The sequence below is a fragment of the Shewanella sp. Isolate13 genome, from assembly GCF_022398325.1.
Taxonomy (GTDB): domain Bacteria; phylum Pseudomonadota; class Gammaproteobacteria; order Enterobacterales; family Shewanellaceae; genus Shewanella.
Genome location: NZ_JAKEVD010000025.1, coordinates 20,176 through 33,720, shown reverse-complemented (window position 1 = coordinate 33,720; position 13,545 = coordinate 20,176). Strand labels below are relative to the sequence as shown.

16 protein-coding genes are annotated in these 13,545 nt (G+C 45.3%); 6 read left to right on the top strand and 10 right to left on the bottom strand.

Annotated elements, in window-relative coordinates; genetic code table 11:
* Positions 1-141: 141 nt before the first annotated feature.
* The 3 genes from ccoG to L1D44_RS15335 form a co-directional block, all read right to left on the bottom strand.
* Positions 142-1,599 (bottom strand): cytochrome c oxidase accessory protein CcoG, encoded by a 1,458-nt coding sequence (gene ccoG, locus L1D44_RS15345; protein WP_239891995.1) that lies wholly within the window; start codon positions 1,597-1,599, stop codon positions 142-144.
* A gap of 204 nt (positions 1,600-1,803) precedes the next feature.
* The gene (locus tag L1D44_RS15340; protein WP_239891993.1) at positions 1,804-3,264 is read right to left on the bottom strand and encodes a sigma 54-interacting transcriptional regulator; all 1,461 of its coding nucleotides are present in this window, start codon (positions 3,262-3,264) and stop codon (positions 1,804-1,806) included.
* Positions 3,265-3,396: 132 nt separating this feature from the next.
* Complete coding sequence (locus tag L1D44_RS15335; RefSeq protein WP_239891991.1) at positions 3,397-3,939, bottom strand: thioredoxin family protein; 543 nt, start codon at positions 3,937-3,939, stop codon at positions 3,397-3,399.
* A gap of 259 nt (positions 3,940-4,198) precedes the next feature.
* On the opposite strand from L1D44_RS15335, the gene L1D44_RS15330 reads away from it, so the two are divergent.
* Entirely contained in the window at positions 4,199-4,813 is a 615-nt protein-coding gene (locus tag L1D44_RS15330) for a LysE family translocator (protein ID WP_239891989.1), read from the top strand.
* An 80-nt stretch (positions 4,814-4,893) separates the two neighbouring features.
* Here L1D44_RS15330 and L1D44_RS15325 read toward each other — a convergent pair whose 3' ends face one another.
* From L1D44_RS15325 to L1D44_RS15315, 3 genes are all read right to left on the bottom strand, one after another.
* On the bottom strand, positions 4,894-5,220 hold the full coding sequence (locus L1D44_RS15325; protein WP_202722645.1) for a DUF3144 domain-containing protein: 327 nt from the start codon (positions 5,218-5,220) through the stop codon (positions 4,894-4,896).
* A 74-nt stretch (positions 5,221-5,294) separates the two neighbouring features.
* Entirely contained in the window at positions 5,295-5,828 is a 534-nt protein-coding gene (locus tag L1D44_RS15320; RefSeq protein ID WP_239891988.1) for a type II secretion system protein, read from the bottom strand.
* 58 nt (positions 5,829-5,886) lie between these two features.
* Entirely contained in the window at positions 5,887-6,444 is a 558-nt protein-coding gene (locus tag L1D44_RS15315; RefSeq protein ID WP_239891986.1) for a prepilin-type N-terminal cleavage/methylation domain-containing protein, read from the bottom strand.
* Positions 6,445-6,697: 253 nt separating this feature from the next.
* On the opposite strand from L1D44_RS15315, the gene ung reads away from it, so the two are divergent.
* On the top strand, positions 6,698-7,366 hold the full coding sequence (gene ung / locus L1D44_RS15310) for a uracil-DNA glycosylase (protein ID WP_239891984.1): 669 nt from the start codon (positions 6,698-6,700) through the stop codon (positions 7,364-7,366).
* Between the two features lie 101 nt (positions 7,367-7,467).
* On the opposite strand, the gene L1D44_RS15305 is transcribed toward ung, so the two are convergent.
* The 4 genes from L1D44_RS15305 to L1D44_RS15290 all read right to left on the bottom strand — a co-directional run bounded on the left by L1D44_RS15305 (position 7,468) and on the right by L1D44_RS15290 (position 11,766).
* Entirely contained in the window at positions 7,468-9,396 is a 1,929-nt protein-coding gene (locus tag L1D44_RS15305) for an alpha/beta fold hydrolase (RefSeq protein ID WP_239891982.1), read from the bottom strand.
* A gap of 131 nt (positions 9,397-9,527) precedes the next feature.
* Positions 9,528-10,265, bottom strand: coding sequence for a DUF2182 domain-containing protein (locus L1D44_RS15300; protein ID WP_239891980.1), 738 nt, complete (start codon positions 10,263-10,265; stop codon positions 9,528-9,530).
* 47 nt (positions 10,266-10,312) lie between these two features.
* Positions 10,313-10,936 (bottom strand): DUF1326 domain-containing protein, encoded by a 624-nt coding sequence (locus tag L1D44_RS15295; RefSeq protein WP_239891978.1) that lies wholly within the window; start codon positions 10,934-10,936, stop codon positions 10,313-10,315.
* A gap of 203 nt (positions 10,937-11,139) precedes the next feature.
* Positions 11,140-11,766, bottom strand: coding sequence for a 5-formyltetrahydrofolate cyclo-ligase (locus L1D44_RS15290; protein WP_239891976.1), 627 nt, complete (start codon positions 11,764-11,766; stop codon positions 11,140-11,142).
* Positions 11,767-12,003: 237 nt separating this feature from the next.
* On the opposite strand from L1D44_RS15290, the gene L1D44_RS15285 reads away from it, so the two are divergent.
* The 4 genes from L1D44_RS15285 to L1D44_RS15270 all read left to right on the top strand — a co-directional run bounded on the left by L1D44_RS15285 (position 12,004) and on the right by L1D44_RS15270 (position 13,539).
* The gene (locus L1D44_RS15285) at positions 12,004-12,390 is read left to right on the top strand and encodes a hypothetical protein (protein ID WP_239891974.1); all 387 of its coding nucleotides are present in this window, start codon (positions 12,004-12,006) and stop codon (positions 12,388-12,390) included.
* 31 nt (positions 12,391-12,421) lie between these two features.
* The gene (locus L1D44_RS15280) at positions 12,422-13,108 is read left to right on the top strand and encodes a hypothetical protein (RefSeq protein ID WP_239891972.1); all 687 of its coding nucleotides are present in this window, start codon (positions 12,422-12,424) and stop codon (positions 13,106-13,108) included.
* On the top strand, positions 13,044-13,262 hold the full coding sequence (locus L1D44_RS15275) for a hypothetical protein (RefSeq protein WP_239891971.1): 219 nt from the start codon (positions 13,044-13,046) through the stop codon (positions 13,260-13,262). Before L1D44_RS15280 ends, L1D44_RS15275 begins: the two co-directional genes overlap by 65 nt.
* 106 nt (positions 13,263-13,368) lie before the next feature.
* A complete protein-coding gene (locus tag L1D44_RS15270; RefSeq protein WP_239891969.1) occupies positions 13,369-13,539 on the top strand; it encodes a hypothetical protein in 171 nt (56 codons plus the stop codon).
* Positions 13,540-13,545 lie beyond the last annotated feature (6 nt).

Sequence of the window (13,545 nt, the reverse complement as noted above, 5' to 3'; positions counted from 1 at the left end):
CGGTAAAGCTCAGAAGTAACAGCGGCTTCAATCTTACTTTGTAGGTCGGGCTTTAGTCCGTCATGCTTTTGATTTTCCTAGCAGGGCGAAGCCCGTTCTCGAAGCGCAGCGCCCTAGAACCTAGTACCTTCTTTTAACCCATTAAATCGGTGCAAAGAAGCTCGACTGCTGTGAGACTTGGCCGTAGTTATGTTGCTCAGCGATCGTAAAGGTGATCTCATTGTGGCTGTTAGCGAAAGACTCTGGCTCGGCAACGACGGTAACGGGGTAGTCGAGCTGCTCTCCAGGCTTAATTTTTAGGTTAACTCCACCCGCTAATCGGTAGCCGTTATTACCCGAAACATAGATACGGTAAAGCCGCGTTTGTTGGGTTTTATTACGGATCTTTAAGGTATAACTGTTCTCAATTTTGTTGTCATTGGTTTCTCTATATAAGCTTTGTCTATCTCTAAGTACATTAAGCTCAATATTACTGCGGGTGTGTATGTCAGCCACGATAACCGTCAACATAATTAAGGCTGCAATACCATAGCCAATAAATTTGTATGACTCATAAAAAGGTTCAGCCTTACCCGACAACGCATTTTCGCTGGTATAACTGATAAGGTTACGCTGATAGCCAAATTTGTCCATGGTCTGGTTACACGCATCCACACAGGCACCACAGTCGATACATTCATACTGTAGCCCGTTACGAATATCGATGCCTGTAGGGCAAACTTCTACGCACAAATTACAGTCAACACAATCACCCAATTTTAAAGCTGAATCGCCGCCGGAGTTGGTGACTTGATTACGTTTACGAGGGCCTCGGTTTTCACCGCGGACTGCATTATAAGTGACAGTTTTTGTATTGGCGTCGAACATGACTGATTGAAAGCGTGAATATGGACAGCAGTGCAGACACATCTGCTCACGCATCCAACCTGCATTTAAATAGGTACAGATGGCAAAGAACCACACCCAAGTCGTGACCCAAAAGCTGGCATTAAAGGTGAAAATATCGATATAGAGTTCTCGAGCAGGAATAAAATAAGCGATAAAGCCACAACCTGTGAGTAAGGCTATTACTCCCCAAGCACTGTGTTTCAAGAGACGTTTTTTGAGCTTTTCTCCACTCCAAGGCGCCTTATCTAAGGCTACTCGCTTATTACTGTTCCCCTCAATTTGGGTTTCAATCCATACATAGATAAAGGTCCATGCAGTCTGTGGACATAGATAACCGCACCAAATGCGCCCTAAAAATACCGTAACGAAAAATAACATAAAGGCCGCCGCAATAAAGACCCAGGCTAAAATGGTAAAATCTTGGGGCCAAAGCGTGGTGCCAAAAAAGATAAATTGCTGCTCGCTAAGGTCAAACAAAATGGCTTGCCGGCCTTGGTAGGAGATAAAGGGCAGTAAGAAAAATAGCGCGACCAGCAGGGTATTCATTCCGGTACGTATTTTTTGCAAGTCGCCCTTTTGCTGCCGAATATGGATCTTATTGTTTTGATGATGAGTACGATTCTGAACTGGCTGAACTTGAATTGGGATCCGTTGAGTTGTCGCAACGTTATTTGCGCAATTCAATTTTTGTTCGGTGTTGTTTTTAGACATTAGACTTCTCTACTTGACGCGTTCGTTATTCATTGCGCATTCTTGTGTCACAGCGCGTTGAGGTAGAGTTAGCAAAGCTTAGGCCAACATCTGTCCAGCATTAACCTTTGATTTTAAAGGTTTATTCTTGGTTATTAGCAAGAGTGGGGCACGATATATCGTGTCTTGGCGATATATCGTGAAAAAGTTCAGTTATAAGACCAGTCAAATTGGGCGAGAGATGGCCAGCTTGTTCATACGTGATCTTAAAGTGCTTGGTGGCAAGCCAAGTAATGCAGCAGCGCCGTTAGCTCCAGATATACGCCACTGGGTCTGTTTCAGTATGTGCAGAATATGCTGCCGCTCAACCTCTTGTAGGGTTTGATTTCCCGTAGTGTCTGATTCTGGCGCACTTTGCTCCATAAATTGTAATTGGTTAAATTCCAGTACAGGCCCTTGAGACAAGATTATTTCGCGCTCCAATACATTTTGCAGCTCCCGTACGTTACCCGGCCAACTATGCTGCATCAGTTTTGTCATGCCTCTTTGACTAACTTTGCTGATTTTCTTACCTAATTTACGGTTAAGATCTTCAATGAGATGGCTGACAATCTCTGGGATATCGCTCAGGCGTTGTTTTAATGGCGGCACAATAATTGGGAATACATTTAAGCGGTAGTAGAGATCCATTCTAAATAGTCCCTGTTCTACTCGCTTTTGCAGATCATGGTGAGTCGCGGTGATTAGGCGAATATCGACCTTGATGGTTTGGCTACTACCTACGCGCTCAAACTCCTTTTCTTGTAACACTCGCAATAACTTAGACTGGGCTTCGAGGCTAAGTTCTGCCACCTCATCTAAAAATAACGTGCCTTGGTGAGCCAGCTCAAAACGGCCTTTACGTCGGCTCGTAGCCCCAGTATAAGCGCCTTTCTCATGACCAAACAGTTCACTTTCTAGCAAGGCGCTTGAAAAGGCGGCGCAGTTAACGCTAATGAGGGGTTTATCGGCTCGATTACTTAACCTGTGTAGATTACGGGCAACTAGCTCTTTGCCTGTGCCATTTTCGCCACTGATTAATACCGTACTTTCGGTATTGGATACGAGTTTAATCTGTTGAATTAATTGGCTAATTGGTTTGCTTGAACCGGATATCTCGACATCGCCTGTACGATCTGCCAGTTCCAGCTGCAGGTACTGGTTTTCAAACGATAGCTTCTCTGATAGTGCTTGCACTTGCTCAAGCGCCTGACGCAGTGATTGCTCGGTTTGCTTTTGAATACTGATATCACGAAATATCGCGACTACACCAATTAACACGCCATCCTTGTACACTGGGGTTGAGGTGTAGTGTACCGGAAAGCTGCTACCGTCTTTACGCCAAAAGACCTCATGGGAGATCTCACGAGCGATGCCATCAATTAAGGTGTTATAAATCGGGCAATCATCTTTATGATAATGGCTGCCATCACTGTGGCTATGGTGGTGACAATCATGAATATTCTTGCCAAGTAACTCATGGGCTTGCCAACCTGTCATTCGCTCAGCTGCAGGGTTGATAAACACCGCATTACCGGCTAAATCGAAGCCGTAAATGCCTTCGCTGACCGCGTTCAGGATCAGTTGATTCTCGGGGAGAAAGCCGTCGTGATTGGTTTTATCTTCAAGGTTAATGGCAGACATCATCAGCCCAGTACAGAGGAGTTTATCTGCTGAGTATACGCAAAAATAGCGGCGAACAAAATGAGGTCACGCTATTTCGTGACCCCCTGTTTGACGTTGAGAACTAGGTCTAGTCAACGCATCAGTAAAGTGGGCTTAGCCTTTGGCCTTTTGTAGGGCATGGATAACCGAATCCATCGTCAGTTGGCTAGGTAACACAATGCCATTTGGTGCACCCGGGCCGTAGATTTTATTATAGGGCGTCCCACCTCTGCCCTGAGTTTGCATATAACTTTCTACCACGACATTGGGCTGACTCCAGTCACCCTGCATCAATATGATATTGCTCTGGGTTAGGGCGTTGACGATTTTCTCTCTGTGAGTCACTGAGGCTTTATTGGCGAGGCAGATATTGCACCAGTCTGCGGTAATATCAACAAATACCGTATAACCCTCGTCCACAAGTGGCTGGATTTGACTTGGAGTGAGCGTTTGCCAATGAAGCCGTTTATAGGCGTCATAATCTTCACCATAGTTGAGGAAGCCAAACACGGCGCCTACGCTCATCGCCATAAAGCCTAAAACTACAATCACGCCGTTAGGAATATATTTCCCCTTCACTTTAAGCCCGACTAGTGCGGCAATAAGGGTACAAATCAGTGCAAAGAAAACCAGAATCGATACTGAAATGGTGCTCATTAATACTCCATGATATTAGATAGATGATGACTCCAAACCTTAGGAGTTTAGCTTGTGTTCAACTGTTTTAATTACACTATTTTGTAGCCGTTCGCGACAAATTGCTCAATTAGGCGCGATATTGAACGTTGCAAGCTGAGTTTAACCAGATCTTTATCCCTTTGTCATTTCAGCTTATCGCAATTGATAGTATGAGCTCCTTGGTTCAATCATGTATATTGTGGCGATTAACGCAGTCACACGATAAGAAAGGAAATAGATGAGTATTAGCGCTTGGCTAGGTTTGCTAGCTATCTGCTGTTTAGGAGCGATGTCACCAGGCCCGAGTTTAGCTATGGTGGTAAGGCACACTTTAGGTGGCGGTCGAGGTAAAGGTATCATCTGCGCTTGGGCGCACTCTATCGGCATTGGAGTTTATGCCTTAGTGACCTTATTAGGCTTGGCGGTTTTGTTAAAACAAGCGCCTATGGTGTTTAACGGTATTGCAGTCATCGGTGCGCTTTACCTTGCCTATATGGGCATGCAAGCACTGCGTTCAAAAGGCGGTATGTCAGATAAACTCGCTGCTGGAGAGTCAACCGATTCCTTTACTGCTGCTCGAGATGGCTTAGCGATATCACTGTTTAACCCTAAGATCATGTTGTTTTTCTTAGCGTTATTCAGCCAGTTTGTGATGGTGGCCGATAGCTTAACTGGCAAAGCGTTAATTGTCTTAACCCCGCTAGTGGTAGATGGCTTGTGGTATACCTTAATCGCGCTGATTTTGTCTCATTCCGCCGTGTTGCCAAAGCTGCGAGAGAAGGCTGCTTTAATCGATAAATTATCGGGTGTGGTGTTAATTCTATTAGCGGTACGAGTCGTTGTGACGCTGTAAGCGATGCTGTTATAGGCATAAAAAACGCCATCAACATGATGGCGTTTTTATTGAGTGCTCAGCCGTTAATACCAACTGAATTAAGAGTTAAATACCTGTACGGCATCATCTTTAGCCGCTTCTGGCTCAGGCTCACGAGACTGAACAGGGTTTCTGATATGGTCATCCAAGTTATCATTTAACATGGCTTTATATTCATCAGTAAACCATTCAAGAGCGTTATCTTTCTCAGCAGCAAGATCGGATGACTTTAGCGCAGCTTCGAATGCATTGAAGCGAGAGGCTGCAAAACGCATCGCTGTGCCGACTTTACCGACATCTTGCTCTTTAGCAGCGAGTTCGTTCGCCAACGCAATGAATTGATCGGCTAGTTCAAAAATGGTGGTTTCTTTTTTAGCTTCTGACATCTTGCTTCTGCTCTTGTTTACGTATGGTAGTGACTCGATTCTATCTTAAATGAGCCATTAATGAACCATTGTTATTAACTATTGGGATCTGAATCGGTAATCACGTTGCCATTACGGGAGTCATAATAGATAGACATGGTCTGCTCTGGCAGGTAGAAATAGCGGCATTGATCAGGGCTAATGTAGGTCGCGAGGTACTCTGCACCTGCTGTATTGGCGTTATTCGATACCACAGGCGCATCTTGTAAAACTGTACGCCAAACAGACATGCAGTCAGCAACATTGTTGAGGCGTGGACTAGATTCAAATGGCGGATAGTTTTGAGCGGGGAAGCCCCACTGGTTGATATCCAGCTGGCCGCTGCTGCCATCGCCGAATACCTGTAGGTTATCGACAGGGCCGTTACCACCTTTAGACGCCCATTTGACGTTAGCTAAGGTGATACCACCTTTAAAGGCGCCGCCAGTGGCTTCTATGCTGGCAATTTCGGCATCTTGTTTTAGGTTAATAAACTTAGGGACGGCAATAACGGCTAAGATGGCTAAAACGATGATCACAACAACCATCTCGATGAGTGTAAAACCGCTCGCTGTTGTGCTTCTTGTCATGAATAGTTCCGTTATTTCACTTGAGTCAGTGCTTTATCCAAAGCTGATACTGTTTATATTAGCTGCTTGGATCTGAGTCCACTACCACACTGCCATTATTGGAGTTGTAAGTGATTGATAGATTAGTGTTATCAGTGTAGTCATAGCGGCAAACCGCGGGCACAGAACTATCATAATTTGCTTTATAGTCGGTTTCATCGGTGGTGCCAGACTTAGAAACCGTAGGCTCATTGTTTTGAAATAGCACTTGCCATACCGAGATACAGTCTTCGACGTTATCAAGTTTCGGCGCTTCTTCGCTATCAGTGAAATAGTGTTGTGCTGGCCAGCCATTAACATTGAAGTCGACATGGGTATCATCTGAGTCGCCAAACACAGGCAGGTTTTCAGCAGGGCCATCACCGACCTTCACCGCCCATACGGCTCTGGCTAAATCAACCCCGGACTTAAAGGCGCCGCCGGTGGCTTTAACGTGAGAAACCTGAGCGTCTTCTGATAGGCTTAGAAATTTTGGCGCAGCCACAACCGCAAGAATACCTAAAATGATAATGACGACAACCAGTTCAATCAGGGTGAAGCCTGAATGCCGTTTATAAGAGTGGGCTGGAGAGTACATCAATTGCTGTCCAAAGGTGAATGAGGCGCTATATTAACACTGACAATTTTTAATACCAATGATCAAAGGTTGGTTTTTGTCGTAGAAGATAGTGCCTAAGATGACAAAATTGTTAGCATTTCCAGCCTCTCAATGGGGAGTGCCCAACTTAAGCGCTGTTAAAGTTTGTTTTACTGGTTATCTTAGCGCTAACGATTGCAAGTGATACTGCGACCTTTTAAGCTTAGGCAAATTTTTATCTTGAGGTTAGATCATGACTGCGCACTCTAGCTGGTCATCATTTATAAATGAACAGCAGCAACAAGCCTATTTTCAGTCAATGCAGCAGTTTGTCCAAGCCGAACGTGCCGCAGGTAAGGTGATCTATCCGCCTGAGGCTGAGGTGCTAGCCGCGTTTGACTCAACGCCGCTGGACAAGGTGCGAGTGGTGCTTATTGGGCAAGATCCCTATCATGGTCAAGAGCAGGCACATGGTTTGTGCTTCTCGGTTAAACTGGGAGTCAAGACGCCGCCATCACTGGTAAATATGTACAAGGAGTTGGCTAGCGATATCGTTGGTTTTACTGTGCCAGACCATGGCAATTTGAGCCGCTGGGCCGAGCAGGGGATCTTGATGCTCAACACGGTATTAACCGTAGAGCAAGGTAAGGCGCATTCTCATGCAAAATCAGGCTGGGAAACCTTTACTGCTAACGCTTTAGCACTGCTAAATGAGCAACCTCAACCCATTATTTTTGTACTCTGGGGCGCCCACGCCATTAAGAAAGGCAAAGGGATTAATGCGCCGCAGCATCAGATCATCTCTGGGCCGCACCCTTCGCCTTTATCGGCCTATCGAGGCTTTTTTGGGTGTAAGCACTTCTCGAAAATTAATGAGCTATTACAAGCTAGAGGCGAAGCACCGATAGACTGGCAGGTATAGTCCGTATCTTATCCAATAAAAAAAAGAGCGCCTTGCGCTCTTTTTTATCTGTCGACTAAGTCTACCTCTTCTGCCGAAGCAATGTTGAGTTGTAAGCAGGATTAAAGATGTTTGTCCAGGAACTCGCTTAACTCACCAAAGGCGACCTTTCGGTTTTTAGGATCATCTAAGAAATGGGTACCGTTTTCAAACTCGATGTATTTAATATCCAGTTTACTTTTAGCTTGGTTATAAAAGTCTTTAGATTGACTGTAGTTAACTCGGGTATCTCTCGTGCCATGAATTAACAGAATGGGGGCTTTTATCTGATCGATATGCTTGATTGCCGATACCTGATCTAATGCTTTCAATGCATCACTGTCATTAGAGGCTACGATGTTATCGACATAGGTCGACTGTCTCTCTTCATCTTCAATCATCTCTTTTAGATCGCTTATACCTGCGATACTAACGACACAGTCAAAGCGTTCACTATCTTGAAAAGCTGCGGTTAGCGCGACGTATCCACCATAGCTGGCACCTACGATACAGGCATTTTTAGCAACGATATTTTGTTTATCTAACCAAACAACACCATCCATCACGTCTTGCTGCATACGCTTGCCCCACTGGTAATAACCTGCAGTTTCAAACTCAGTGCCATAACCTTCAGAGCCCCTGAAGTTCATCTGTAATACAGCGTATCCTTGGCTGGCGATGAGTTGTACTAGCGGGTCGAAGTAGCGCATATCTCGAGCATGGGGCCCCCCATGGGGTAACACCACAAATGCTGGCTTCTCTTCCGGCTTTAGGTTAGTTGGCATTGTGAGGTAGGCATGGATCATGATCCCATCGCTTGCTGGGTATTGAATTGGCTGAACAGTTGCAAGTGGCACGTTCTCAAGTTGTGGATATTGAGAGAACCAGATCCCTCCCTTATTAGCGGTAAGATCTAACCAGAAATACTTACCGGGAGAGTTATCCTTAATCGCATAGGCTAACACCTTGGTGTCATCGTCACTCTTGCTGGCAATCGAAACTTCATAACCGGGTAGTGCGGCTTGGACATTGTTGAGTAGCTGGCTATCCTTTTCGTCGAAATAATGACGTTCCATGAAGTCATCTTTCCAGATAACACCGACCAATTTACCACTGCTGCTCTCTAAGCCTCCACTTAAATCAAATTTGTCATGACCAAAGACTTTTTGGCTAAATAGGCCCGCTTCAATGTCGTATAACCAGAGGGCTTGTCGGCCGGTTTCTCGGTCACTTATCACGTAGGCTTTAGTACCATCATCCGATAACGAAAGAATGTCAAAAGTATGACCTTCGCCAAACTTGCGTTTATGCATTAGCTTAAAGTCTTCATCGGCACTCTTACGATACCAGGTGCTAATAAAATGCCCCTTATCGTCAAAAATCCCCTGCTGTTTTTCGCCTGCAATGCCTAAACGAATAGTGCCATTAATATCAGGGTACCAGCTAGATACATCGTATTTATTGGCGAACTCTTTTTCAAAGTCTCCATTTTCAAGATCAACAGTAAAGACACTGTACGCTTTATCGCGAGAGTCATAAGTACTTACAAGTACTTCGTTTTCTTTAGCTGGTAAGCTTGATAGTAACTGATAAGATTGGACTTTATGTCCTTGGCTTTTTCTTAGTCGCTTATGGGTGAGTTCGCGGACTTCTTTATTTTGAACATCAATGGAGTAGAGGCGAGAGACTCGATAGTAGATGCCACGATAGTAGCCAGGATAACTCGTTCCTATCACTACAAACTTGTTGCCAGACCATCGAACATAATCGACTCTGTCTTTTGCCTTCTTTAGTTGGGCTAATGGGGTGATCTTATTATTACCAAAAGCGGACAACACTACTTGTGGGCCATTCTTGGTATTGTAAATGGCCACAATCGATTTGCCGTTAGGTGAAACTTGAGCGGACTCGATCATTTTTAGCTTAGAGAACTGTTCTGGGGTAAGTGAGCTTGCTTTAGCTGGTACGCAGAGTAATGCAGCGAAGAACAAGGTCTTAACTAAGTTATACATAACTTCCTAATTCCGTTTAGTTATTAAGTTCGGGTTATTCTCGGTTGTTTGGAGTATATAGACTTATTTGGCAAATGTTAATGAAATGTGTATAGAATGATACGGCTTTAATTGAGCGATTGAGATAGATCTTACCCCACCAAAAAGTAGAGCCCAAATCCAAGGCAAGCTAAGCAAATACCAATATTGATCGCTTCGGGCCAGCTGACCACCTTCTCCAGCAAGATGAGAATCGATAGCGCTAAGATCCAACCTATATGCATTACCCCAACAATCAGCAACAGCGCCATTAATAGCCAGCAGCAACCTACACAGTATTGGCCGTGTTTTAGTCCCATCTTGATAGCGCCGAGCTTGCCCTCCTGCCACTGGGTCATAAGAAAGTTAAGTGGCGAGCGGCAGTGATTTAAACACTGTTGTTTTAAGGGAGAGATCTGATAGATGCCGACAACAATCAATAAAATACCACTGAAAATAGGGTTGCCGCTCTGCATCATCGGCGTCATTAGCGCCAGTTCATGGAGTTGCCACTGTACAAGGGTAATAATCAAGCTGTATAGGCTCCAGATCAGCAGATAACCGAGAATAAAGAGATTAGAGGAGACGAACTCCGCCGATCTCTGTCGGCGAGTGCGACTTATCTTAGCGAACAACATGATCATAGGTGTGGCTGAAGGCATCATCATGCCTACCATCATCACCGCCCACATAATAAAAACGAAGCTCAGCTCATACAGCCCCCAATGGGGTGACATGACCATGGTCATATCAAACAGCATGTAATACCAACTGAGCCCGGTAAGCAGCAGGATACTGACCCAAGTGATGGGCGAGTGGAGGCTGTGAGTAATTTGCGAGAGACTAGCCACTTGTAAACCTCACTGTCTGCATTCAGCACGTCTGCTATAGGTTAGGCTCACCCGTTTGGCCATTGAACATTGGCCTTTGCGGCAAACTTGCCCGGATGGTTAAAGCTTAGCGCATCGTGTTTAAGCCACATGCTCTCTGTGGTACCGATCCGGCCATCGTTCCAAATAAAACCACCGTCAGGAAAGCTAATGTGTACGTGCTGATTTTCGCCAGTCACAGGGTTGAGTAGCGGTTTTTGTTGGACTTTCATAATCCCGTCAACATCGAAAGAAGGGCTCTCTTCACTGGTGTCCATATTGATATCGACAATTACCGGACCCACAACTGTGGTAAATGTGCTGGCGAGGGCTTCTAATGGCATGCCGCCTGCTGCGCCTGAAAATATCGTTGCTAGGGCTGTGACCTGTTCCTCAGTGGCACTCGAGTCAATAAACAAGATGCAAGTGCCGTTTCCCTCATGGATAGCACCAGGCCATTTTAAGGCAAGCACAAGCTTTAAGCCGTCGAGCTTAATCTGATTTAAATGACCATGGTTGATCATAAAGCCGAGTAAGGCTTCGCATGAGCCAAAATCGGGAAAACCTGCAAACTGACAGCCACAACCATGGTTACAGTTACAGGTTTCAATTTGGTGCATATTCAGCGACCAGTTATTACTGTCTGCACTCATAACGCCTCTCCAAAAATGAAAAGATGTTGTTAAGTATAGTCTTGCCGTGTAGGGGTTATGAGTAACGAGAGGGGGCGGGACGAGGGGCGTTGGATTAAAGTTATCGAGATTTTTCAAGCCATTGTTTTAATTGATTCGCCTTGTTGAGCATATAGCTGAAAGGCTTAAACAACTTCCTTTCAGCAGCAATAATTCTAATAATCCTATTGAAAGCTATAGCACTGGCTAGGGGTGATAATAAAGGGTAATGGCACATCCCAATGCTCGCAGGGGAGACTATCAACTTGCTGACAATCATGAGCATAGCCTATGGGTAAAGGCTTGCCCTTGTGTTGCCAGTTAGCGAGTGTCCTATCATAGAAACCGCCGCCCATGCCCATGCGATTACCTTGCTTATCGAAGGCCACAAGCGGCGTGATCACTACATCGATCTGATGGGGGAGCAGCATCTGGGTGATATCGAGTTTTGGTTCCCAGATGCGCATATGGTTTTTTTGCATCTGGGTATCGGCTTGGTAGCGTAGAAAGATCAGGTTCCCAGGACTAAAAGGGTGCAAGCGTGGTAAATACACCTCAATACCAGCCTGCCAAAGCGCGTCGATAAGCGGCGTTGTGTCGAGTTCACCGTCATTGGTTAAGTAGAGGGCGACACGTTGCGCCTTGAGCTGCTTAAGTCTTGATAGGGTAAAGTCCGCCGCACTTTTCGCAAAGCTGCCTTGTTGCTCAGTCGTTAATGAACGACGCGCTTCTCTCACCTGGCTGCGGATCGCTTTACGGCATACTTTATCGCTCGCGCTGGATGAAAACTGAGGCGGTAACTGGGACGGCATAATCAAAGGGCTCCTATCGATGAGCTAAGCAGTCTAACTTGCTAAGAAAGGATAAGCAAAGCAGAAGGTTCTCGGATTAAAGGAGGATCCTAGGGAAGGCAAAGAAAGCTCCTAGCAGGACGAAGCCCGTCCTCGAAGCGAAGCGCCCTAGGTTCTACAACCTCCCCTCTCCACCTATTGAACATGAGTGTGCACAGCTGTGTACTTTAATGGTTAATTCAGAGTGTAGGGGGAAAAATGATTAATCTATCCAATCAGTTTGCGGGGCGCGTTGGCATGTTTGAAAATGGCGCTTTTGTTGGCAGTGGCATGGCTAACCCTTTAGGAAATAGCATCTCATTTTCTGATGCTCATGGGGCTTTTGCTGGACAAGATATCGATAACGTATTTGGTGGGGTCAATCATTACGACGCCCACGGACAATTTGATGGCTTTACTCGCCCAAACGCTTTTGGTGGCGTGGATAGATACAATGCTAACGGTCAGTTTTCCGGGCACACCGCTGATACCGCATTTGGTGCCAATAGCTATGACGCCCAAGGTGGCTTAGATACCTCTTATATCGGCGATATTGATGCTGGCGACAACTTGACTGATTCAATATTGAACTTCATTAATAGCTAGTTATTAATACCTAAGGCGAAAGAGACTAACTATGAACCGACTCCAGCAGCTGGAATCTGAAGCATTTACCATACTCGATCTGCATCTTAAGAATGCCCTTTCTTTGGCTCAATCTGACTGCATTACTCAAATTGTGATTGGACCGCAATGTTTATGTGAGGTGGTTTGTAATGAGCTGGGATCTGATATTCATCGATTTATTATGCTCAATGATGAGCAGTTTGAGCAGGGTTACGCCTTTGTTGAAGGAATTGTCGAAAAAGACCGTAGCTCATTGATTGGTGATGTAAGCGGTATCGTGGGCTCAGTCATTAACCCCATGGGTAAGTTTGTCCGTGACTCAGTCGGGGCACAACTGTCTGATGACCCTATCTACATAGATCTTCGTAACATGTACCAAAGTTTTGGAATGGATATCGTGCTTGGGATCTTTAGTGAATTACTTACTCGAGGTTATGAGCCGGAGCAACTGATTGCCGCCATGACTAATTGGCGTGAAGAATTAGGCTATGTCGATGGCTTTGATGCAGCAGTTGAACGCAACCTGGTTGAGGGTATCGTATCAGGAAAAAATAACAGCGCTGAGGCAAGAAAAGCCGAGGTGGCAGGTTCTGTGGGGGGGCGCATTGGTTGGTGCAAAAGTTGGCGCTGTAATGGGGTCAATTGTACCCGGTGCAGGCACTATTGTAGGCGCAGCAGCAGGAGCAAGCTTAGGTAAACACTTTGGCGGCAAGGAGCTCAATAAGTGCGGCCAAAATGAAGCCGTTAGCGATGCAATTAGTGAGGTTAGCAACGCCATTAGCGATGCGATTGATGTTGCTAGCGATGCTATGCACAGTATGAAGAACAAACTCAGTAAGCTTTGGGCTTAAAGGCTAGGGTGGGCCACAAGGTAGTACTTAAAGACAAAGGCATGCCAAGTGTGTCTAGCCCAATCAAATCGAAATATTTAAATATAAACATACTCAAAGGGTAAATATGCTTGCTGCAGCAATGTCTTCACTTATTCTCGTTTTCGTTCTCTGGTGTAATCTTGGTTATGAATTGCTTACTGGGCAAACAATTACCTGGTATGAGTGGGCCATAGTCATTGTAGCCACTGTAGGTTATGGTGGTTACTATCTTAAGTTATTTCTCGCTAAAGACTAATTCGCT